Genomic DNA, 21,210 nt, shown 5'->3' on the forward strand with positions numbered 1-21,210 from the left:
TGGGTGTGAAGCGTTCGTTGCTTGTGAAGAGAACTTTACGGCCGCCGCCCGGGCCCTGAATCCCCAGAGTGTGCCAACCCCCTATGCTTTCTCCCGTCACCCTTGCACACGGTTGTCCCAGAACGTCAGGAGTCTCTGTGGGCGTAGACGACAGCGCGTTCGACGTGCCGCAGCCGCCTCCGGCCCTGGTCCCGGTGCCGGTCAGCCGCTCCTTCGACATCCACTCGGCGCGAGTCGTGCACGGTTCGGCCGCCAGCGGATGGCGGTTCGACCTCCGCGCCGACGACCCGATCACCCGTGACGGAATGCTGTTGGTGCCCTTGGTGCCTGAGGCCGACTACTACAAGGCGGTGGACGGCGACGGGGACGCCTACGCGAGCCTCGTCCCCGCAGAGGACGTGTACGTGCAGCGCCCCGAGCCCGGCACGGGCGCTCCGAGGCCGGGCTACCTGATCGAGCGGCTCTCCGACCCCGACTCGCCGCCGGTGCGCAGGCCCTATCCGGCCTCGGACGTGCCGAACCTGATCGGGCGGCGGGTCTGGTACTGGACCGACGGGGCGTTCAGGGACGACTTCCGTTGCGTCTCAGAGGCGTTCGAGATCGACGGGGACTTCTGCGTGCGGGTCGTCGAGGAGCGGGCCTGGTACCGGTGGCAGCGCAGCGGAGTGCTGCCGAAGGCCGAGGACGCGTTCATCCACCACCTGTGGACGCAGTGATCAGGCCTGCCACAGGCGCGTCATCATCGCCTCGACGGCGATGCGCGGGCGCACGTTCGCTTCGATGGCCTTGCGGCAGTCCAGGATCGCGTCGATCCGGCGCAGCAGCGACTCGGCGCTGAGCCTCGCGGCGGCAGCACGGGTCGTGTCGGCCATGTCGGGGTGGATCGGGGCGACGCGCGCGCCGAACCCGGCCGCCAGAGCGTCCCGGTAGAACGCGGCGAGGTCGACCAGGGCCCGGTCGAGGGAGTCGCGCTGGGCGCGGGTGTCGCGGGTCTTCTGGCGCTTCTCGAGTTCCTTGAGCGCGGCCGCCGAGCCGCGGGCGGCCTTGGACGCGCCTTTCCCGGTGCCGCCCTTGCCGAGTGCGGTCTCCAGGGCTTCGCGTTCGGAGGTCGACTGCTCGGTGTAGGTGCCCGAGGCCTCGGCTTCGGCGGCTTCGATGAGTTCGACGGCGGCGGTGAAGCACGCGCCGAGGCCGGTGAGGCGGCGCGGGATCTGGAGCACGTCGTGGCGTTTGGCGCGGGCCTCGGGGTCGGTGGCGAGGCGGCGGGCGCGGCCCACATGGCCTTGCGCGGCGGCGGCGTACAGCTCGGCTTCGCGGCGGTCGAGGCCGTCGCGGCGCACCAGGAGGTCGGCGATCGCTCCGGCCGGAGGCTGGCGCAAGGTCATGACGCGGCAGCGGGAGCGGATGGTCACCGAGATCTCGGCGGGGTTGACCGAGGGCGCGCACAACAGGAACACGGTGCGTTCGGGGGGTTCTTCGACGGCTTTGAGCAGGGCGTTCGCTGCCGCTTCGGTGAGGCGGTCGGCGTCTTCGACCACCAGGACCTGCCAGCGCCCGGCGGTGGGGGCTCGGGAGGCGTCGAGGATCAGGCCGCGCACTTGGTCGACGCCGAGGGAAAGGCCTTCGGGGATGACGCGGGTGACGTCGGGGTGGGTGCCGCCGAGGGTGGTGCGGCATTCGTGGCAGTCGCCGCAGCCGCCTTGGGCGCATTGGAGGGCGGCGGCGAAGGCGACGGCGGCGGTGGAGCGACCGGAGCCGGGCGGGCCGGTGAACAGCCACGCGTGGGTCATCCCATCGCCTACGGCGGCAGCGGAAAGTACGCGCCGGGCCTCGTCTTGGCCGACGAGTTCGTCGAAGACCGAGGGGGCGTTCACGGCCGTCCGGCCTCCTCGGCGACCACGGTGTTCCAGCCGTACTCGCCGTCGTCGTCGGCCGCGGGGCGGTCGTCGGCGGGGGCCTGGGCGGGCCGGTCGGCGTCGAGGCCGGGCCAGCCGGTCTCGGTGCGGGCGGTCTGGGTGCGGATGTCGAGGCGTTGGGCCACGGCCTCGCGCACGGCGGCGGCGATCTCGTCGGCGGTGCCTCCGGCGGGGATCACCAGGTAGCGCTTGGAATCAGCGGCGGCGAGCTGGAGGAACGTGGCGCGCACGCGCTCGTGGTAGTCGAGTTCTTCTTGTTCGAGCCGGTCGCCGGTGCCGCCGGCCTTGGCGCGGTGGAGCCCTGCGGCGGGGTCGACGTCCAGGAGCACCGTCAGGTCGGGTTTGAGGCCGCCGGTGGCCCACGAGGAGACCCAGGCGATCTCGTCTTTGCCCAGTTCGCGGCCCGCGCCCTGGTAGGCGATCGAGGAGTCGACGTAGCGGTCGGAGACCACGACGGCGCCCCTTTCGAGGGCGGGGCGGACGACCTTCTCGACGTGCTGGGCGCGGTCGGCGGCGAACAGGAGCGCTTCGGCCCGGGGGGCGGGAGCGGATTCGCCGCCGGAGTCGAGCACGAGGGAGCGGATGCGCGCGCCGATGTCGGTCGCGCCGGGTTCGCGGGTGAGCACGGCTTCGTAGCCGCGGAGTTTGAGCCAGGCGGCGAGTTTGACCGACTGGGTGGACTTCCCGGCGCCTTCGCCGCCTTCGAAGACCACGAAGAACCCGGTGCCCGCGTTGGGCACGACCGCGGCGAGGGGCCTGCCGCGCAGGGAGGACCACAGGTCGGCGAAGACCGGGACGCCGGGCTTGTCGTCCATGTTGCGGAACGCGGTGACGCCGAGCCAGGCCACGAGCGCGGCGGCCACGAACAGGAGGATCCGGCTCATGGAGATCTCGACTTCGGTGAAGCCGAGGTCGAGCTGCCGGGCGGCGTGCCAGCCCGCGAGCGGCGCGGAGATCGTCATGGCGAGCATGAGGATGACGCGCGCGGAGACGGCGATGAACGCGAACATGCGGCCGCGGATCTCGTCCTCGGTCTCCCTTTGGAGGAGGGTGATCCCGGCGAGGAAGGCCATCCCCGCGCCCAGGCCCATGATGACCGAGCCGACGAGCGCGACCCACAGCCACGGCGCGACCGAGTCGATGGCCAGGCCCGCGGCGGCCAGGACGATGCTCATGCCGAACCAGCGCAGCCGCGAGAGTTCGCCGATGAGCTTGGGGCCGAACGCGATCCCGGCGCCGAGGCCGAGGAACAGGAACACCGCGAGGATGTAGAACGCGGCTTCTCCGGCTTCGAGCGTGGTCGCGTAGACCGTGCCGACGCCGATGAGGATGCCCGCGCCGCTGAACGCGCCGAGCATCCCGAGGATGAGGCCCCTCACGCGCTCGCGGTCCCGCATGTAGGTCCAGCCTTCGACGAAGTCGTTCCACACGCTGGAGGTCTTGGCCGCGACCTGGCCGTAGCGGCCGGAGATCTGGGGGATGAAGAAGTAGACGGTGACGGCGAGGATCGCGAACATCGCGGCCGTCAGGTACAGGGCCACGACCATCGGCTCGGCCCAGGGGCCGAGGTTGGCCCACACGCCCGAGCCCCGTTCGAGGATCGCCAGGACCGCGAACGCCAGCGGCGGGGCGATGCCGTACGTGGTGGCGAGGCTGAGCTGGTTGGCGGCCTCGTACTTGTCTCGCGGCAGGAGGTTCGGCACGGCCGCCTCCTTGGCCGGGGACCAGATGAGGACGGCCCCTTCGATGCACAGCTGGGCGACGGCCAGCCAGGCCACCGTGATCGCGGTGTTGTCGGTGATGAGGTAGACCGTGGGCACCGAGGCGATGAGGAGGAACCTGGCGGTGTCGCACGCGGCCATGGTCTTGCGGCGGTCGAACCGGTCGGCGAACACGCCCGCGACGGGGCCGAGCACCAGGGACGGCAGGAGCCGCAGCACGATCGTGGCCGAGAACGCCGCGCCCTTGGCCGCGGGGTCGTCGAACAGCGATTGCGCGAATCCCGCCGTGGCGAACAGGGCCAACCAGTCGCCGAAGGAGGCCAGGCCGAGCACGGTCCACAGCCTTCTGAACGGGCGGATCCGCAGCACTGTCTGGATATCGGCAAGGGTGTTCGCCATGCTGCTCCTCGAAAGTCAGAGACCGCGCCGGGTCGACTACGACACTAGTCGGCTCGGCGCGGCCTCACGTCTCGGCGCGGTCGATGAGTCTTGCGGGCCACCCCCGCGCGAAGTTCTAGGACAGGCGGCGCGCGAGGTAGTCGCAGACGACGCCGTTGGCCTCGGCCAGCGAGGCCTCGCAGCCTTCGGGGTCGCGGCGGAACGCGAGCCGGACCAGGGCCTGGCCGGTCTCGACGGCGACGGTGACGGTCTTGCCCAACTCGTCGTCGCCGCCGATGCCGAAGCGCTGGGCGAGCCCGGCGAGGATCTGGTCGGCGATCACGTCGCCGCCGGTGGTGACCGCGTCGGCCCGGCCCGGGTCGATCGCGTCGGCCAGGTGGAGGACGCGGAAGCCCGGCGCGGTGCGGTACATGTGCACGTACTCGGCGATGGCCGCGGCGACCCCGTCCCGCCAGTCGGCGGGGGGCTCGGCGTCGAAGCGGGCGGTGAGCCGCTCGAAGTACAGGTCGATGTAGCGCTGGCTCAGCGCCTCGGCGAGCGAGCGCTTGTCGCCGAAGAACTGGTAGACCGAGCCGATCGCGACATCGGCCCGCTGGGCTATGGCCGTGGTCGAGAGCCGGTCGTAGCCGACCTCCTCGATCAGGTCCGCCGCCGCGTCGAGCATGCGGCGCACGCGCGCGGCCGAGCGCTCCTGGACGGGCAGGCGCCGCAGCGAGTGCGTCGCGCCGAGTTTGGACACCGGCGACATGGTGGGCTGTCGAGCGGCCGGAACGGTGGCGGTGCTCATGGTGTTGTCTCCCCCCTGGTGATGACAAGTATCCCCATCATGGACGACTTGCCCGGATTTGAGGCTCATTCCGGCTCGTGTCGCGAGAGAAATTCCGGCTTCACCTGACCGGGGGTCGTGAATCCGACACGCAGCGAAGTCGTAAGCTCGCGTCGCATTTTGGCTTGACGAATGCCTAGTTCGTCACTCCAGCGCTTGTGGCGGTTGTGTGTGAACACCAGGGCACGGAAGTATTGCGAGTGTTTTGCGCGTTGCTTCAGGGGACGAGGCAACCGCGGAGAGGACTCACACGTGAACACACGGCGCACCCCGGCCTTCCGGGCCCGATGCCGCAAGCAGCCCGTCCGCCGCGTGGCGATGGTCTCGGTCCACACCTCACCGCTCGCGCAGCCGGGGACCGGCGACGCCGGCGGCATGAACGTGTACGTGCTCAACACCGCCCGCGAACTCGCCCGCGCCGGCGTCGAAGTCGAGATCTTCACCCGCGCCACCTCCTCCGAAGAGCCGCCCACGGCCGAGGCCGCGCCGGGCGTGCTCGTCCACCACCTGCCCGCCGGGCCCTTCGAAGGGCTCTCCAAGAACGACCTGCCCACGCAGCTGTGCGCGTTCACCGGCGGGCTGCTCCGCGCCGAGGCCCACAACCCGGCCGGGCACTACGACCTCATCCACGCCCACTACTGGCTCTCGGGCCAGGCCGCGTGGGTCGCCTCGGACCGGTGGGGCGTGCCGCTCGTGCAGACCTTCCACACGCTCGCGAAAGTGAAGAACGCCCAGCTCGCCGAGGGCGACTCGCCCGAGCCGATCGGGCGCGTCGTGGGCGAGGAGCAGCTGACCTGCGAAGCGGACCTGCTCATCGCCAACACCGCAGCCGAGGCCGAGGAGTTGCGGCGGTTCTACAACGCGGACGCGCGGCGCGTCGAGGTCATCCACCCGGGTGTGGACCTCGGGGTGTTCCGGCCCGGGGACTCCTACGCGGCCAGGGAGGCGCTGGGCCTGCGTCAAGACGCTCTGGTGGTCGCGTTCGTGGGCCGCATCCAGCCCGCGAAGGCCCCCGACGTGCTGCTGCGGGGCCTGGCCCGGCTGCGGGAGACCGACCCGGCGCTGGCCGAACGGATCGTCCCGGTCTTCGTGGGCGGCCCCTCAAACACCGACCTCTACTGGCTGCCGAAACTCGCCGGGGAACTGGGCCTGGGCGACCGCGTCCAATGGCGCACCCCGCGCTCGGGCGAGGCGCTCGCGCAGGTCTACCGGGCCGCCGACGCGGTGGCCGTGCCCAGCTACAACGAGTCGTTCGGGCTCGTCGCCCTCGAAGCCCAGGCCACCGGCACCCCGGTGATCGCGGCGAAAGTCGGCGGCTTGACGACGGCGGTCGCCGAAGGCGACTCCGGGCTCTTGGTCGACTCCCACTCCTCCGACGACTGGGCGAGCGCCCTGGGCCGCCTCATGGGCGACGACGCATTGCGCGCGCGCCTGGCCGCCGGTTCGCGGAAGCACGCCGCGCTGTTCTCATGGCAGTCCACAGCGGAAGGCTTGAACACGGCCTACCGCCGCGCCCTGCTCGCACGCTCGCAGGCGATTACGCTGAACCGGTGATCGAACGACTTGAAGCGGCCCTCGCCGAGACCGGCGCCGAATACCGCCGAGACGGCGACCGATCGGTCGTCGTCTCACTCCCGGGCCGGCGCAAACTCAACATCGCCTGCGGCCTCGTCCTCGAAGACCACGCCCTCCGCGTCGAGTGCTTCGTCGCCCGCCGCCCCGAAGAGAACCACGAAGCGGTCTGGTCAGAGCTGCTGCGCCGCAACGGCCGCCTCTACGCCGTCGCCTTCGCCACCGACGAATCCGAGGACATCCACCTCGTCGGCCGCCTGCCCTTGACCGCGATCGAAGCGAACGAACTCGACCGAGTCCTAGGCCAAGTCCTCGAAGCAGCGGACGAATCCTTCAACACCATCCTCGAACTGGGCTTCCGAACCTCGATAGAACAAGAATGGCGCTGGCGCCTGAGCAGAGGCGAATCCACGAAGAACCTCGAAGCCTTCGAGCACCTGCGCCCGCAGACCTAGGGTTCGCGGCGGAACGCGTAGTAGGTCATGTTCCGCGGCTCGGTCAGCGCCTCCATGAACCGCTCGGGATGCGCGGGCGTCACCACCGCACCGAGCCGGTAGGACAAGATGCCCTCGGTGTAGTACTTGCGCGCCATGGATTCCCATCGCTCATCGAGGATCTCCAAGGTGACGCCGTCACCGCCTCGCCGAAAGACCGCCACCTTGGTCATGCCCGTCTCCGTGAGCGCATAGAACCCCATGCCCTCGGGTACCTCGTCTACCACGGGTTCGTCCTCATTTTCGAGTGAATGTCGTTGCAGGACAACATTTATGGGACTTGTGCGACTATCAGATGGGCCCCGAGCGCCGGCCGGGGCCCCTGATGTTGATCGGCGATTGGTGTCAATGGTCCGCGATGTGGCAGCGGGCCAGGGTTTCTCGGTGGCGGTAGTGCTCGATGACGGCGACGACGATCAGGTCGGCGCGGTTGAAGGAGCTTACCCAGTCGAGGTGCTCGGATTCGGAGATCACGAGGCGGGCGTGCGGGCTCGCCAGGCCGATCACGGTGCCGATCCGGTTGGGCTCCAGGTCGGTGAAGGAGACTTGCACCGAATCGAGCGCGGTGAGCCAGACGAGTTCGATCCGGCGGCCCTCGACGGCGATGTCGCCGAGCTTGGCGCGCATGGTGGTCGTGAACGCGGTGGCGGTGGATGCGGTGTTGATGGATGCGGCGCTGGTGGCCGCAGTGTCGGGCGGCATCGTATTGGGCGGCAAGGTCATACGCTCCCCCGCTGACGGTCGAAGTTCCACACTTCGCGGGCGGCGTCCTTCGCCGATTGGCGGAGGTTCCGGTTCCATTCGGCGCGGTACAGGTGCAGGCGCGGGATCGGCTTGTCGAGCTCGGTGATGTAGCCGAGTTCGAGGACGGGCGCAGGCGCGACGCGCCGGAGCCAGACGGTGGCGCTCTCCTCGTCGCCCAGGGACAGGACTTCGATGGTGCGGTATTCGAGCTTGAACTGGCCGATCACCTTGCGCAGGTCGCGGATTTCCAAGTCGTCACCGCCTCGGCGCTGTCGGTGCGCGGGCGTAGGCTCGGATCTGTCATGAGGAAGGTCCCCTTCCTTGTGGTGGAAGCGGCCTGCCGGTCTTCGATTGGACCCGATCCGGCAGGCCGCCCTTTTCAGGGTCGCCCCCACCGACAACCCCCTCATCAGCCTTCATGAGCGACTGATGCCCTTCGAGTGTGTATTAGTACGCGATAGTAGTCAAGTACTGATTCACTCTTTCGGTACCTTGATCGTAGGATTCGCTGGCCCTACGATGAGTGCGACATGCCGAAGAGTTCCCAACCAAGGGAGGCACCCCGTGGCCGCATCGAAACGCCCGACCTGGCGAGCGCGCTGGCTCGGACGAAAACTGCGCCAGTTGCGCGAGAACAAGGAACTGGCGGTCAAAGACGTCGCCGAGTACCTGGGGGTCCGCCAACCGACGCTCAACCGCTACGAGAACGGGCTGTTCCCGGTCAAGGCCCAGGATCTTGAGACCCTGCTCGACCTCTACGGCGTCGATGACATCGACGACCGAGTGCAGCTCCTACGGCTCGCGCAGTCGGCCAATCAGCGCGGCTGGTGGGAAGGCTATGTGAACTCGGAATTCTCCGACTACCTGTGGGCGGAAAGCCAAGCAGCCCGCATGCGCGTGTTCACACTCGACACCTGGCCAGGCCTGATCCAGGCTCCCGAGTTCGCTAAGGCCCTGATTTCCGAAGGCCCGCAAAGCCACGATCCCGAGAAGTCAACACTGCTGTTCAAAGCTCGCGTGATGCGCGGCGAGGTTCTGCGCAAAGCCGATGCAGCAGAGGCTAGCTTCCTAATCCACGAGGCGATCCTCGATCAGCGAGACGCTGGGCCAGCGGTGATCGCGGCCCAACTCCGCTACGCGCTTGAGCTTGCCGAGCGACCGAATGTATCGCTGCGAATCCTCCCAGCGGCATCGTGGGCGCATGTCCGCGCAGGGCTCGGTTCGGGTTTCCGCGTTCTAGAGATGCGCGAAGCCTGGCCTACGTTGATGCAGGTAGACACGCCGATCGGCGCGGTAGTCGCCGAAGGTGAAGATGTAGAGTCATTTGCAGATGCCTACGACGCCCTCTGGAACGAGCACAGCCTCGGAGAGGAGGGCTCGATCGACCGCATCAAGGCGGTTTTGAAGGATGTGGAGTGAGATGACCCAGATGCCCGAGCAGCAGGCAAGGTGGGGGCGAAAGCAGTTCCGCAAGAGCACCCGGAGTGACAACACCGGGAACGGGAACTGCGTCGCCGCAGCTGTGGACGGCACCGAGGTCGCAGTCGGTGACACCAAACTCCCGACCTCCGATGGCAGCATGCAACACCTCGTAGTGACCCGTGAAGACTGGGCGGGATTCGTCGCCGCCCTCAAGTAAGGGAGCGCAGGATGGTCAGTGAACAGGCCCAGTGGGCACGAGGGAAGTTCCGCAAGAGCACCCGGAGCAACAGCTCTGGCAATGGGGAATGCGTCGCCGCAGCTGTGGACGGCACCGAGGTCGCAGTGGGCGACACCAAACTCCCGACCCCCGACGGCAGCATGCAACACCTGATCATCACCCGCGAGGACTGGACCGGCCTCGTCTCGGCCCTCAAGCCCTGACCCGACCCCCCAGCTCCCTCCGCAAACCAAAAGGCGCGCTTCCAAACCCGGAAGCGCGCCTTCACCATGTCTCAGGCCGGGCCGGTCTCCGGAATGCCAAGGCGACCCCGGTAGGGGTGGCGCCGCTTCCAGTACTGCTCCCACCACAGCAGCCAGGCTTGCCAAGCCCGAAGATCAGGTCGAAACTCTCTGACCTCGTTCGCGCGATCGGGGAGGCTCATGATGAAGACCATGTACTCCTCGATCGCCTCCCTGGCCTCATCGATCGGGTAGCGAAGCGGCGGTTCGCCGGACTCATCCCACAAGTCCCGGATCGTCAGCACCTCCGTGCCAAACAGCACTTCATAACCCTCACTCGACCACTGGCCAGGCAGCGCGCGCTTGTGGAATGCCGCATCCACGAATGCCAAAGCATCGAGCGCAATACTGAAATCCCGACCGATCTCATCAGCCATCCAGCGCGCCAACCCAAGATACGGCTCAGGGGCATCAACGATCGCGAGCCCGAACCGCTCATCGTCCCGATATCGAATCACGGCATCTCCATCTCCCCATCGGCCCCGAACGGCGGGCCGCGGTCAGGCCGGGCCGGTCTCGGGGATACCGAGGCGGCCGCGGTAGGGGTGGCGCCGCTTCCAGCGCTCCTCCCAAACAAGCAGATCCGCCTGCCAGACGGGGAGCTCGGGGAAGTACTCCCTCACATCGTTCGGCGGCTCGGGCAGGCCCATGACATACACCGCGTATTCCTCGATCACGTCTCGAGCTTCTTGCAGGTCGTATACGAGAGCGGGTTCGTCATCGTCATCCCAGCGCCCTTCGATGGTGAGAACGTCGGGACCGAACGTAACGTGGTATCCCTCGCTGGACCAATCGCCGCGCTGTTCTCGATTATTGATCGCCGCGTCCACGGACTCAAGGGCATCGAGCACCGTGTCGAAACCACCGCCCGCCTCATCAGCGATCCACCGCGCCAATCCCAAGAGCCGTTCAGGAGCAGACTCGACCACAGGCCCAACTCGTCGATCATTCCGGTACCGAATCACCGCGCCTCCTCACCCACCTCGGAACAGAGGCTCGCCCGGTCAAGCTGGGCCGGTCGCCGGTAGGCCGAGGCGGCCGCGGTAGGGGTGGGGCCGTTTCCAGTACTGCTCCCACCACAGGAGTGCGGCTTGCCAAGCCAGAAGATCGGGCCGAAACTCCCTGACCACGTTGGCTCGTTCCGGAAGGCTCATGAGGAATTCCGCATACTCTTCGATCGCTTCTCGGGCCTCGCCGATCGAGTAGTTGAGCGGCGGCTCGCTGGACTCGTCCCACAGGTTTTGGATCGTCAGGCCTTCCGCGCTGAACAGCACCTCATAGCCTTCGCTCGACCACTCGCCCGGAAGTTCCCGCCGATGACTCGCCGCGTCCACGAACGCAAGGGCGTCCAACGCGATCTCGAAGTCCGGTCCTATCTCATCGGCCATCCACCGTCCCAGCCCCAGAAACCGATCCGAGGCGTCTTCGATCACGGGCCCGAACCGCTCGTCATTTCGATAACGAATCACTGCGCCTCCTCATCAGGCCTGAATCTTGTACGGCCAGCCGTGAGCATAGCCAGAGGTGTAGCCCTCGATCTGGATACCTCGCGACTGCCCGAGCCACTTGCCGTTGGGGTTGTTCGGGTGCGGCGAGCTGTTCGCCTTGGCTTCCTCAATGGCCGCATTGACCTCGTCATTGGTCCAGTCGTCAGGAAAGAAAGAACTCTTTCCTCCTCCACCGAACTTCTCAAGCCACTGGCCCGAACCGGCGTCGTAAAACTCGACCTTCGCCAAGTAGACGCCGTTGGTGCCGTTCGTCTCCCGCGACCCTGCGACGATTCTGCGCCCGGGCGGGCTCTGGCCCCTGGGGCGGTGATGCCATCCCGAGCCCGAGTGGAACGGGCCCTGGTTGTTCCTGCCATGTTTGATGTGCCCCACCCTGACGTGTTTGCGTCCAGGCTTGCTCATCCGCGGGAGGTTTCCTCCAGCCATGCGAGTCCTCCCCTATCCGATGCTGATCGCGGTGCGCATGACGGAGCTGGCTGCGACGTCTTGGGCGATGAGGGCGATGTACTGGGCCGTGAGGGCCGTGGTGAAGGCGATCGCTCCGGCTTGGTAGGCCGCGAGGACCGCCGGGGCGCCTGGGCCGGCCGAGGAGACTTGAGACCATTGGCTCGGGCCGAGGATCACGAACGGGGTCGGGAGCACTTTGTAGCCCGCCCCCTCGGCCGCCTGCTTGGTGAGTTTGAGGGTCTGGACCGTGGCCGTCATGCTGGCGCCCATGGCCTCTAGAGTCGCGCCCACCGTCAGCAGCGCGACGTCCACACGGGCGGTGAATCCGGCGACCTCGCCGGCCCATCGCAGCAGTCCGTTGTAGTCGTCGCCCTGCCAGCTGGTCGCCAGGCCGCCGACTTCCTGGCCGTACTTCGCCGCCAGCGCGGTGACCGAACCGGCGGTCTTGAGCACCGTGGCGCCGTAGGTCATGAACTTCGAGGGGTCGGCGTCGATCGTCTGCTGGAATGTCGGCATGCCTAGAGCCCCGGCATTCGCAGGTTCGACAGGTCCGACCCGATGCGGTCGAATTCCTCGGAGACGCCCTGGTCGTTGTCGTCCCAGTCCTGGGCGATCTCCTCCAGCGCCTGCTGCGTGTCCTCAAGGTGCTCTTGGAGTTCGCGCATGTCCTGCTTGAAGTCGTCGGCGACCGCCTCGCAGGCCTCGCCGGTCATGAAGCCGCGGTTCGCCTGGTCGGCGGCCGACGCTTCTCGTTCCATCTCCGGCGTCAACTGCTTGGCCTCGCCGGCGAAGCCACCCATCTTGCCCGCGCCGCTGCGGATCGCCGAGCTTTCAACCTGCACACCGAATGACATGAAGCCTCCAGGGGGTCGGGAGGAAATTCCGGTCGAACTCACCGTAGTCGATCGGTGCCAACTTCGGGGTCCCCGCTTGCGGGGACATGGGGAGTAGACGATGTGTTCATATGAAGTTCGCATATGTGGGCGTATTATGGGGCGACCCTTGAACTTTCAATGTATTCGGGAGATCTGTTGTCCGAGAACAGTCCTGGAGAGCGCTCGCTGAGCAGTGCTTGTGGTCGGGTCACGGTGACCGTGGCGGTGGGGGCGGCTCCCAAGGTGGAGTTGGCGCCGGGGGCTGAGCGGATGTTCAGCAATGATCTGTCCGAGCTGGTCGAGCAGACCGCAAGGGCCGCAGCGGATGCGGCGAACGCCGAGGCTCCCGTGCCCGCGGGGGTGCCGTCCATTGCGGACGCCATCACCGAGATCTCGCGGCTGCGCGACGACCTCGAGGGCGAGGGCCTGCACGCCACACTGGAACGCAGACGCGCCGAAGTCGCGCCCGAGGACGTGCAGCCCGCGCCGCAGGACGCCATCGCCGGCACCGCCAAGCTCGAACTCCACCCGGCCGTGATGGAGACCCTCAACGCTTCCCTCAAACTCTTGGAGCGCTTCAACACCGCGCCACCGGGAGGCGGCGGCAAAGGCGACCTCGAAGTCCCGGTCGGCAAGGCCTCGCACGAGAGCAAGCTCGTCACCATCGAGGCCACAATGGAGCATCCGATCGCTTCAGTGTGGCTCAGCAAACGCGCCATGGAGATCGGCCCCAAGGCCCTCGGCGCCCAGATCACCGAGACCGCCGCCGCGGCCGCCGAAGACCTGGCGGGCAAGACGAACGGGTACTTCACCGACCTCGGCCTGCCGCTCGGCCCCGACGACATCGCGGCCGTGGCCGACGAGAACCGCGCCCGGGGCGACCAGGCCCTGGCCGACATCGAGCACATCAACCAGCAGCGCGCCGACCTCGAACGCCGCCTGATCGACGGAGGCTACTTTGCCTAACATCAACACCGGCAACATCAAGGACCTCGGCACCGGGATCGAGAACGACATCGTCCCGATCCTGGAGGAGGCCAACGAACTCCTCCCCACATTGCGTTCGCTCGACCAGACGCTCTACACGACCGTCCACTATTCACTCGCGATCGCCTACACCGGCGCGACCAGCTACATGTACGAGATGGTCCGGGGCGCCGCCGAATGCTTCCAGGGCATGAACACAGACCTCGCGGAGACGGCGAAGTCATGGGAGGAGGCGGACGACGCCACCGCCTCCGATTTCAAGTGACGCCCGCGAACGAGTCCTGAAGGAGCCCAGATGGGTTACACCGCCCCCAACCCCGAGCAGTTCAGCGGCCTGGAGCAGGCCAGCTCGTACATGGCCCCGCTCGCCGCGGCCCAGATCACCCTGCCCGCGTTCCTGTTCTCCGGCCCCTGCACCGCGCTCTCGCGCCTGATCTACATGAACCAGTGCAACCCCGGCCAACTCATGATCGTCGCCGCCACCTGGCTCCAGGTCGCCGAGAAGTACCTCGCCGCCAGCGACATGCTCAAGGAGAAGACCGGCGCGGTCGACGGGGAGACGTGGTCGGGCGAGGACCGCGACGCGTTCGACGGCAAGGCCGACAAGGTCGCCGCCCAGCTCCAGACCATCGGCGCGTTCGCCATGCAGATCGGCATCTCGCTGTTCATCATGGCCACGATGCTCGCGGTCATGGTCCCGCTCATGCTCGCCGTCGCGACCTCGCTCATGGCGTTCTCGATCGCGTACCTGACGATCCGCGCCATCCCGAACCCGATCTCCGCGATCGTCGCCGAGAACATCCGCCTGATCGTGATGTCCACGGCCACAAGCTCACTCACGGCACTCACCGCACTCGACAACGCGATCGGCGTCGCCGCCAAGACCCTCGCGGGCTTCATGGGCGCGAACATGACCGCCACCTGGATCGCGATGGCCTCCAAGGGCATCCTCATCAACCCCGCCGACACGCTCGGCTCCACCGGGTTCAGCATGCTCCAAGGCCTGTCGCAGCTGGCGCTGCGCAACCTCATGGCCCCCGGCCGGGCCGGGGCCAGCGGCACCCACCTCGACAAGATCTCCAAGCCCCTGAGCGACACCGTCGCCAAGGCCAACCCGTTCATGCAGGGCTTCGTGGGCGTCCAGGGCGTCTACAACATCGGCAACAACGCCGCCGGCGACGTCAACCCCGACGGCGAGAACAAGATGACCGACGCCGGCATCGACGTCATGGGCCTGGACTTCATCCCCAACACGTTCGAGGACAAGGCCCGCGGCGGCGGGGACGACGCCCCGAACTGGTCGAGCAAGCCCAAGGACGAGGAAGAGGGCGGCGAGTGACCCGCCCCGCCGCCGCGACCTCCGCCACACACCCGCGGCGACCGCGCCCCGTCCCAGCCCGCGGACAGGCAGGATAGAAGGCATGACCTACACACTCGTGCTGCTTCGCCACGGCGAAAGCGAATGGAACGCCAAGAACCTGTTCACCGGCTGGGTCGACGTCAAGCTGTCGGCGTCGGGCGAGGACGAGGCGAGGCGCGGCGGGCGGCTGCTCGCCGAGGCCGGGCTGCTTCCCGACGTGGTGCACACGTCGCTGCTGCGCCGCGCGATCAACACCTCCGAGCTGGCGCTGGCCGAGGCCGAGCGCTCCTGGATCCCGGTCAAGCGCTCCTGGCGGCTCAACGAGCGCCACTACGGCGCGCTCCAGGGCAAGGACAAGGCCGCCACGCTCGCCGAGTTCGGCGAGGAGCAGTTCATGATCTGGCGCCGCTCCTACGACGTGCCGCCGCCGGCGATCGAGGCCGGCTCGGAGTTCTCCCAGGACACCGACGCGCGCTACGCCGACCTCGCCCCCGAGGTGCGCCCGGCCACCGAGTGCCTCAAGGACGTGCTCGACCGGATGCTCCCGTACTGGTACGACGGCATCGTGCCCGACCTCAAGACCGGCAAGACCGTGCTGGTCGCCGCCCACGGCAACTCGCTGCGGGCCCTGGTCAAGCACCTCGACGGCGTCTCGGACGAGGAGATCGTGGGCCTGAACATCCCCACCGGGATGCCGCTTCGCTACGAGCTGGACGAGGAGACCCTCAAGCCGCTGGTCGCGGGCGGGGAGTACCTCGACCCGGAGGCCGCGGCCGCCGCTGCGGCCGCTGTGGCCGCTCAAGGGAAGAAATAGCCTCGATGTCCACTCTGGGTTAACGCAGAGTGACCACGATTGCAGCCCGGCGTTCGACGCCGGGCTGTTTTCTGCATAGGCTCTGATTCGTGGCCCACAACAAACAGCCCAGCCTTCTCCGCGGCGGCGTCGCACGGATCCTCACCGGCCTCGCCGCAGGCGCCGCGTTCGGCGCGGCCGCCACCGCCCTCATGCGGGTGCGAGGCCGCGGGGCCGCGCGCCCCGAGCCCCGCCCGGTCCCCGTCCTCGACTCTCGACCCTGGGAGGCCGCAGCCGACCTGCTGCGCACCGGGATGTGCCTGGTCGACGACCACAACCGCGTCCTCTACACCAACCGCGCCGCCCGCGACCTGGGGTTGGTCGACGACCACGAGATCATCTCGCTGACCCTGCGGGCGCTCTTGGCGCAGGCGCGGCGCTCCGGGCGCTACCGGGACGCCGAGATCGAGGTTCCCAAGCAGGTCATGGGCGAGCCCAGCGCCGTGAGCGTCAGGATCACGCCCTTGCCCGAGGGGATCTCGGTGGCCGAGTTCCAGGACATCTCCGAGCTGCACCGCGTCGAGCGGGTGCGGCGCGACTTCGTGGCCAACATCAGCCACGAGCTCAAGACCCCGGTCGGGGCGATGCAGATCCTGGCCGAGGCGCTCAAGGACGCCGCCGAGGACCCGGACGCGTCCGCGCGCTTCGCCAGCCGCATCCAATCCGAGTCCAAGCGCATGAACCACCTGGTCACAGACCTGTTGGAGCTGTCGCGGCTCCAGGGGGCCGAGAAGCTGCCCGACCCCGAGCCGGTCGAGGTCGACCGGATCGTGGCCGAGGCCTTCGACCAGACCCGGATCGCGGCCGAGGAGAAGCAGATCGAGCTGAAGTACACCGGCCAGGAGGGCGCCGAGGTGCTCGGTTCGGAGACGCAGCTCGTCACCGCCGTGAAGAACCTGGTGGGGAACGCCATCTCCTATTCACCTGAGGCCACGGCCGTGGAGGTGTCGACTTCGGTGCGCTCGCCCAGCGGGCACCTCGCGGGCGTCAAGATGGTGTGCATCGCCGTCCGCGACGAGGGGATCGGCATTCCCGCAGAAGAACTGGACCGCATCTTCGAGCGGTTCTACCGCGTGGACGCGGCCAGGTCGCGCGCGACCGGCGGCACCGGGCTCGGCCTGGCGATCGTCAAGCACGTCGCGGTCAATCACGGGGGTAGAGTCGAAGTGTCCAGTATGCCCGAAGCCGGATCAGTGTTTACCTTGATGTTGCCTGCACGTTCCCTTCCGTCCGACACGTTGACGCCGGAGCCGGATGCAATCGGAACATAGTCAGCCAAGCCTGCAAGGAAGGTTCGCTCGTGACCCGCGTGCTCGTAGTTGAAGACGAGGAATCGTTCTCCGATGCCCTCTCCTACATGCTCCGCAAGGAGGGCTTCGAGGTGGCCGTGGCCGCCGACGGCGACGCCGCCATCAAGGAGTACGAGCGCGCCGGTGCCGACGTCGTCCTGCTCGACCTGATGCTGCCTGAGAAGTCGGGCACCGAGGTCTGCCGGGAACTGCGCGCGAACTCGAACGTGCCGATCATCATGGTCACCGCCCGCGACTCCGAAGTAGACAAAGTGGTGGGCCTTGAGCTGGGCGCCGACGACTACATCACCAAGCCGTACTCCTCGCGCGAGCTCGTGGCCCGCATCCGGGCGGTGCTGCGCCGCTCGGCCGAGCCCGACGACCCGATCGTCACGGTCCTGGAGGCCGGGCCGGTGCGCATGGACGTCGACCGTCACACCGTGACCGTGGGCGGGACCGACGTGCAGCTCCCGCTCAAGGAGTTCGAGCTCCTGGAGATGCTGCTGCGCAACGCCGGACGGGTGCTCACCCGCGGCCAGCTCATCGACCGGGTGTGGGGCGCGAACTACGTGGGCGACACCAAGACCCTCGACGTGCACGTCAAGCGCCTGCGCTCCAAGATCGAACCCGAACCGGGCAAACCGCGCCACCTCGTCACCGTTCGCGGCCTCGGCTACAAGTTCGACCCGCACGCCTGAGCGAGGCGGATTCACCCGCCGTTCACCCGTAGAACCGGATAGGATATATCCTATATCATATACGATTCTTCGCCCTTACTCGCGATATCGTATATGATATAGGATATATCCTGTAGGATGGCGGTTGCCGGGTGCGGCGGCTAGGCTGCTTTCGTGAGCTACCTTCCCGCGGACGACCGCTACGAGACCATGCAGTACCGCCGATCGGGGCGCAGCGGGCTGAAGCTGCCCGCGATCTCCCTCGGGCTGTGGCAGAACTTCGGCCACACCCGGCCCCTGGAGACGCAGCGGGCGATCATCCGCCGCGCGTTCGACCTCGGCGTGACCCACTTCGACCTTGCCAACAACTACGGCCCGCCCGCGGGCAGTGCCGAGGAGAACTTCGGCCGCGTCCTCGCCGAGGACCTGGGGCCCTACCGCGACGAGCTGGTGATCTCCTCCAAGGCCGGGTACGGCATGTGGCCGGGCCCCTACGGCGACCACGGTTCGCGCAAGTACCTGATCTCCTCGCTGGACCAGTCGCTCCAGCGCATGGGACTGGACTATGTGGACATCTTCTACCACCACCGGCCCGACCCCGAGACCCCGCTCGAAGAGACCATGGGCGCGCTCGACGCGATCGTGCGCTCGGGCAAGGCGCTCTACGTGGGCATCTCCAACTACAAGTCCGAGCAGGTCAAAGCCGCCGCCGCGATCCTGCGCGACCTCGGAACGCCGCTCTTGATCAACCAGCCGTCGTACTCGATGTTCAACCGCTGGACCGAACGCGACGGGCTCCTGGACGTGCTCGAAGAGGTCGGCGCGGGCTGCATCGTGTTCAGCCCGCTCGCCCAAGGCCTCCTGACCGACCGGTACCTGAAGGGCATCCCGGACGACTCGCGGGTGCGCACCAGCGTCTTCCTCAACGAGGACGCGCTCGAAGAGGAGAAGATGAACCGGGTGCGGGCGCTGAACGCCATCGCTTCGGCGCGCGGCCAGTCGCTCGCCCAGACCGCGCTCGCGTGGGCCCTGCGCGACGAGCGCATGACCAGCGTGATCATCGGCGCCAGCAGCGTGGCGCAGCTGGAGGACAACATCGGCGCGCTGGGGAACCTCACCTTCACCGACGAGGAGCTGGCCGCGATCGACGAGCACGCGATCGGCTAGCGACGGCAGGGAAGTGACCGGTCGCCGCACCTGCGGCGGCCGGTCGCTCCGTACCCCGCGCTCGGGCGTGTCGCGACACGAGCGCCCCCGATCGCAATGATCCCGCACGGGTACGACAACCCCACCGATCTCGCCCCTCACTCTTCGCTTCTCGCCTCTCGCCTCTCGCCTCTCGCCTCTCGCCTCTCGCCTCTCGCCCAGTACTTGAGTACCGGGCGGAAGCGGAAGAATTCCTCCTCAGGTCGGAGGATCGGATCGAATCCGGTCACTACGATTCGGACATGACCGCTCGCCCGACCGCACTCCGCCCGCCCAGGCACCAGTTCGACCCGCGCGTCCTGCCCTGGTGGCGTTCACAACTCGCCATCATGTTCGCCGTGCCGGTCGTGCCATTGACGGTGCTCGGCTTCCTCATCGCCCCCGCCCGGCCCTGGCTGCTCGGCCCCGCCGCCGTCCTGGCCGTGATCGGACTCGTCGCCAGCCTCGCGCTGCCCGTGTGGTGGCACCGCGTGCACCGCTGGGAGATCACCGAGACCGCCGTCTACACGCTCACCGGATACTTCTGGCGCACATGGCGAATCGCGCCGATGTCGCGCATCCAGACCGTGGACACCACACAGGGGCCGCTGCAACGCGCCTTCGGGTTGTCCACCGTGGTCGTCACTACCGCGTCCTCGGCAGGAGCGGTGGACCTCAAGGGCCTCGACCAGGACCAGGCCACCGAACTGGCAGCGCGATTGACCGAGCTCACCGAGGCCGTCCCCGGGGACGCGACATGAGCGAGCACCGAAGCGAGCTGGGCGCCGAAGAGGCTGCCGACACCGCGGCGCAGCACGATACGGCCCTGCCCGACACCGCGCCTCCCAGCGCCGAGCCGCAGAGCACCGCGCCCGACGAGAACGGGTCGGACGAGACGCCGTGGCTGCGGCTGCACCGCGACGGCCTCAAGGTCACCACACTGCTCATGGTCGGCGTGTTCGCCCTGGTCGGGGTCCCCGTCAGCATCGGCATCGCCTCCGAATCGTCCTGGCTCGTCGCGCTCGCGGTCGTGATCCCCGGCGCTGCCGTCCTCACCGGCTTCGTGGTCGCCATCGAAGCGATCCGGCTGCGCGTCAGCCGGTACCGCGTCACCGACACCCGCCTGGAGATGATCACCGGGCTGTTCTTCAAACGCCGCCGTTCCCTCGCGCGCGAACGCATCCGCTCGGTCGACCTCGGCTCGAACCCGCTGGAGCGGTACTTCGGGCTCGCGAAGGTCAAGGTCGGAACCGGGGAGACCGGGAGCGGTTCGGGCTCTACCAACTCGCAGACGCTGACCCTCGACTCGGTCGCCCTGGCCGAGGCCGACCGGCTGCGCGCGGAGCTGATGCAGCGCAGCGAGGTCGAGGAGGCCGCCGACGAGGGCCGCCTCGCGACCTGGAAACCCGCGTGGCTGCGGTACGCGCCGCTGTCGTTCCTGACCCCGGCGCTCGCCGGGGCCGTGATCGGATTCGCGTTCCAAGTGTCCGACTGGTTCGGCGACGGCGGACTGCCGGTGCGGATCGTCGGCGGGCTGGTCGAGGACTACGGCCCGTGGCCCGTGCTCGGGCTGGGGCTCGTCGCGTTCCTGCTCTTCGGCGCGATCGGGAGCCTGGTCATCCAGGGCGAGGCCTGGTGGAACCACCGCCTCGACCGCGAAAGCGGTGGGACCCTTCGGGTCCGGCGCGGCCTCATGATCGCCCGCTCGCTCAGCCTCGAAGAGGAGCGCATCCGCGGGATCGAGATCGTGGAGCCCCTGGGCGTGCGCACCGCGAAAGCCGGGCGACTCGACGTGGTCGCGATCGGGCTCAAGACCGACCAGGACGCGAGTGATCTGAGCACCCTCGTCCCGGCCGCCCCCATCGACTACACGCGGGACGCGGCCGAAGCGGTGATCGGCCCGATCCAGACGGAGCTGACGACGCACCCGAAGGCCGCCAGGACCCGCCGCATCCGCTGGGCCGCGATCGCGGTGGCGCTCTTGGCGATCGCCGCCACCGTGACACATCTATTGTGGACCCTCCCGGCGCTGCTCAGCGCGGCTATCGTGCTCGCGGCGGTCCTCGGATCGGCCTTCGCGATCTGGACCGCGTTCGACGCCTACGCCTCCCTCGCCCACGGCCAGAACCGCGGCTACCTGGTCTCCCGCCGCGGCAGCGTCCGCAGAGCCACCGTCCACCTCGACCGCTCCGGCATCATCGGCTGGCGCATCCGCCAATCGGTCTTCCAACGCCGCATGGGCCTGATGACCCTCGGCGCCACCACCGCCGCCGGCAAAGGCCACTACGCCGTCATCGACGCCGACGAACACGAAATCCTCGACTTCGCCGACGAGTCGGTCCCCGACCTCCTGCGCCCCTTCCTCATCCGCGAAGAATAAGCTCCCCCGCCGGGCGGAAATGCGGCCCGGCGGGGG

At 68.1% G+C, this 21,210-nt stretch carries 27 protein-coding genes; 15 read left to right on the forward strand and 12 right to left on the reverse strand.

Features of this window, described 5'->3' with window-relative positions:
- Positions 1-137: 137 nt before the first annotated feature.
- A complete protein-coding gene (locus AB0B28_RS03900; RefSeq protein WP_360116041.1) occupies positions 138-716 on the forward strand; it encodes a hypothetical protein in 579 nt (192 codons plus the stop codon).
- Here the strand turns inward: AB0B28_RS03900 and AB0B28_RS03905 are convergent, their stop codons facing one another.
- From AB0B28_RS03905 to AB0B28_RS03915, 3 genes are all read right to left on the reverse strand, one after another.
- Complete coding sequence (locus AB0B28_RS03905; RefSeq protein WP_360116044.1) at positions 717-1,874, reverse strand: DNA polymerase III subunit delta'; 1,158 nt, start codon at positions 1,872-1,874, stop codon at positions 717-719.
- Positions 1,871-4,036 carry a dTMP kinase gene (tmk, locus tag AB0B28_RS03910; RefSeq protein WP_360116047.1) on the reverse strand — a complete coding sequence of 722 codons (2,166 nt, stop codon included), beginning with the start codon at positions 4,034-4,036 and terminating at the stop codon, positions 1,871-1,873. The genes AB0B28_RS03905 and tmk overlap by 4 nt, the downstream gene beginning before the upstream one ends.
- Positions 4,037-4,151: 115 nt before the next feature.
- The gene (locus AB0B28_RS03915; protein WP_360116050.1) at positions 4,152-4,823 is read right to left on the reverse strand and encodes a TetR/AcrR family transcriptional regulator; all 672 of its coding nucleotides are present in this window, start codon (positions 4,821-4,823) and stop codon (positions 4,152-4,154) included.
- Positions 4,824-5,180: 357 nt separating this feature from the next.
- On the opposite strand from AB0B28_RS03915, the gene mshA reads away from it, so the two are divergent.
- Complete coding sequence (gene mshA / locus AB0B28_RS03920; RefSeq protein ID WP_360116919.1) at positions 5,181-6,416, forward strand: D-inositol-3-phosphate glycosyltransferase; 1,236 nt, start codon at positions 5,181-5,183, stop codon at positions 6,414-6,416.
- Positions 6,413-6,889, forward strand: coding sequence for a YbjN domain-containing protein (locus AB0B28_RS03925; RefSeq protein ID WP_360116053.1), 477 nt, complete (start codon positions 6,413-6,415; stop codon positions 6,887-6,889). The genes mshA and AB0B28_RS03925 overlap by 4 nt, the downstream gene beginning before the upstream one ends.
- Here AB0B28_RS03925 and AB0B28_RS03930 read toward each other — a convergent pair.
- The 3 genes from AB0B28_RS03930 to AB0B28_RS03940 all read right to left on the reverse strand — a co-directional run bounded on the left by AB0B28_RS03930 (position 6,886) and on the right by AB0B28_RS03940 (position 7,923).
- Positions 6,886-7,155 carry a hypothetical protein gene (locus AB0B28_RS03930; RefSeq protein ID WP_360116056.1) on the reverse strand — a complete coding sequence of 90 codons (270 nt, stop codon included), beginning with the start codon at positions 7,153-7,155 and terminating at the stop codon, positions 6,886-6,888. The genes AB0B28_RS03925 and AB0B28_RS03930 overlap by 4 nt on opposite strands.
- 118 nt (positions 7,156-7,273) lie before the next feature.
- Positions 7,274-7,651 carry a hypothetical protein gene (locus AB0B28_RS03935; RefSeq protein ID WP_360116059.1) on the reverse strand — a complete coding sequence of 126 codons (378 nt, stop codon included), beginning with the start codon at positions 7,649-7,651 and terminating at the stop codon, positions 7,274-7,276.
- Positions 7,648-7,923, reverse strand: coding sequence for a hypothetical protein (locus AB0B28_RS03940; RefSeq protein WP_360116062.1), 276 nt, complete (start codon positions 7,921-7,923; stop codon positions 7,648-7,650). The genes AB0B28_RS03935 and AB0B28_RS03940 overlap by 4 nt, the downstream gene beginning before the upstream one ends.
- 313 nt (positions 7,924-8,236) lie before the next feature.
- Here AB0B28_RS03940 and AB0B28_RS03945 point away from each other — a divergent pair, with 313 nt between their 5' ends.
- Genes AB0B28_RS03945 through AB0B28_RS03955 form a run of 3 tightly spaced genes read left to right on the forward strand, consistent with a single transcriptional unit; the run spans position 8,237 to position 9,535 of the window.
- Complete coding sequence (locus AB0B28_RS03945) at positions 8,237-9,091, forward strand: helix-turn-helix transcriptional regulator (protein WP_360116065.1); 855 nt, start codon at positions 8,237-8,239, stop codon at positions 9,089-9,091.
- Between the two features lies 1 nt (position 9,092).
- Complete coding sequence (locus tag AB0B28_RS03950) at positions 9,093-9,311, forward strand: DUF397 domain-containing protein (RefSeq protein ID WP_360116068.1); 219 nt, start codon at positions 9,093-9,095, stop codon at positions 9,309-9,311.
- An 11-nt stretch (positions 9,312-9,322) separates the two neighbouring features.
- On the forward strand, positions 9,323-9,535 hold the full coding sequence (locus AB0B28_RS03955) for a DUF397 domain-containing protein (RefSeq protein ID WP_360116070.1): 213 nt from the start codon (positions 9,323-9,325) through the stop codon (positions 9,533-9,535).
- A gap of 71 nt (positions 9,536-9,606) precedes the next feature.
- Here AB0B28_RS03955 and AB0B28_RS03960 read toward each other — a convergent pair whose 3' ends face one another.
- The 6 genes from AB0B28_RS03960 to AB0B28_RS03985 form a co-directional block, all read right to left on the reverse strand.
- Positions 9,607-9,990, reverse strand: coding sequence for a hypothetical protein (locus AB0B28_RS03960; RefSeq protein ID WP_360116073.1), 384 nt, complete (start codon positions 9,988-9,990; stop codon positions 9,607-9,609).
- A gap of 123 nt (positions 9,991-10,113) precedes the next feature.
- Complete coding sequence (locus AB0B28_RS03965) at positions 10,114-10,542, reverse strand: hypothetical protein (protein WP_360116076.1); 429 nt, start codon at positions 10,540-10,542, stop codon at positions 10,114-10,116.
- Between the two features lie 75 nt (positions 10,543-10,617).
- Complete coding sequence (locus AB0B28_RS03970) at positions 10,618-11,046, reverse strand: hypothetical protein (RefSeq protein WP_360116079.1); 429 nt, start codon at positions 11,044-11,046, stop codon at positions 10,618-10,620.
- Between the two features lie 48 nt (positions 11,047-11,094).
- Positions 11,095-11,523 carry an EndoU domain-containing protein gene (locus tag AB0B28_RS03975; protein ID WP_360116082.1) on the reverse strand — a complete coding sequence of 143 codons (429 nt, stop codon included), beginning with the start codon at positions 11,521-11,523 and terminating at the stop codon, positions 11,095-11,097.
- A 36-nt stretch (positions 11,524-11,559) separates the two neighbouring features.
- Positions 11,560-12,084, reverse strand: a complete 525-nt coding sequence (locus AB0B28_RS03980; RefSeq protein ID WP_360116085.1) for a hypothetical protein — start codon at positions 12,082-12,084, stop codon at positions 11,560-11,562.
- Positions 12,085-12,086: 2 nt separating this feature from the next.
- Positions 12,087-12,422 carry a WXG100 family type VII secretion target gene (locus AB0B28_RS03985; RefSeq protein ID WP_360116088.1) on the reverse strand — a complete coding sequence of 112 codons (336 nt, stop codon included), beginning with the start codon at positions 12,420-12,422 and terminating at the stop codon, positions 12,087-12,089.
- 291 nt (positions 12,423-12,713) lie between these two features.
- Between AB0B28_RS03985 and AB0B28_RS03990 the strand changes: the two genes are divergently transcribed.
- The 9 genes from AB0B28_RS03990 to AB0B28_RS04030 all read left to right on the forward strand — a co-directional run bounded on the left by AB0B28_RS03990 (position 12,714) and on the right by AB0B28_RS04030 (position 21,174).
- Positions 12,714-13,409 carry a hypothetical protein gene (locus AB0B28_RS03990; RefSeq protein ID WP_360116091.1) on the forward strand — a complete coding sequence of 232 codons (696 nt, stop codon included), beginning with the start codon at positions 12,714-12,716 and terminating at the stop codon, positions 13,407-13,409.
- Positions 13,402-13,695: a hypothetical protein gene (locus AB0B28_RS03995; RefSeq protein ID WP_360116094.1), complete on the forward strand. Its 294-nt coding sequence runs from the start codon at positions 13,402-13,404 to the stop codon at positions 13,693-13,695. The genes AB0B28_RS03990 and AB0B28_RS03995 overlap by 8 nt, the downstream gene beginning before the upstream one ends.
- Positions 13,696-13,725: 30 nt before the next feature.
- Positions 13,726-14,769 (forward strand): hypothetical protein, encoded by a 1,044-nt coding sequence (locus AB0B28_RS04000; RefSeq protein WP_360116097.1) that lies wholly within the window; start codon positions 13,726-13,728, stop codon positions 14,767-14,769.
- An 82-nt stretch (positions 14,770-14,851) separates the two neighbouring features.
- Positions 14,852-15,604: a phosphoglyceromutase gene (locus tag AB0B28_RS04005; protein ID WP_360116100.1), complete on the forward strand. Its 753-nt coding sequence runs from the start codon at positions 14,852-14,854 to the stop codon at positions 15,602-15,604.
- A gap of 89 nt (positions 15,605-15,693) precedes the next feature.
- A complete protein-coding gene (locus AB0B28_RS04010) occupies positions 15,694-16,914 on the forward strand; it encodes an ATP-binding protein (protein ID WP_360116103.1) in 1,221 nt (406 codons plus the stop codon).
- 29 nt (positions 16,915-16,943) lie between these two features.
- Positions 16,944-17,630, forward strand: coding sequence for a response regulator transcription factor (locus AB0B28_RS04015; protein WP_360116106.1), 687 nt, complete (start codon positions 16,944-16,946; stop codon positions 17,628-17,630).
- Positions 17,631-17,783: 153 nt separating this feature from the next.
- Entirely contained in the window at positions 17,784-18,776 is a 993-nt protein-coding gene (gene mgrA, locus AB0B28_RS04020; protein ID WP_360116109.1) for an L-glyceraldehyde 3-phosphate reductase, read from the forward strand.
- Between the two features lie 281 nt (positions 18,777-19,057).
- Positions 19,058-19,555: a PH domain-containing protein gene (locus AB0B28_RS04025; RefSeq protein ID WP_360116112.1), complete on the forward strand. Its 498-nt coding sequence runs from the start codon at positions 19,058-19,060 to the stop codon at positions 19,553-19,555.
- Positions 19,552-21,174, forward strand: a complete 1,623-nt coding sequence (locus AB0B28_RS04030; RefSeq protein WP_360116115.1) for a PH domain-containing protein — start codon at positions 19,552-19,554, stop codon at positions 21,172-21,174. Before AB0B28_RS04025 ends, AB0B28_RS04030 begins: the two co-directional genes overlap by 4 nt.
- Positions 21,175-21,210: the final 36 nt, after the last annotated feature.

It is taken from the genome of Glycomyces sp. NPDC046736, assembly GCF_040645615.1.
GTDB lineage: Bacteria > Actinomycetota > Actinomycetes > Mycobacteriales > Micromonosporaceae > Glycomyces.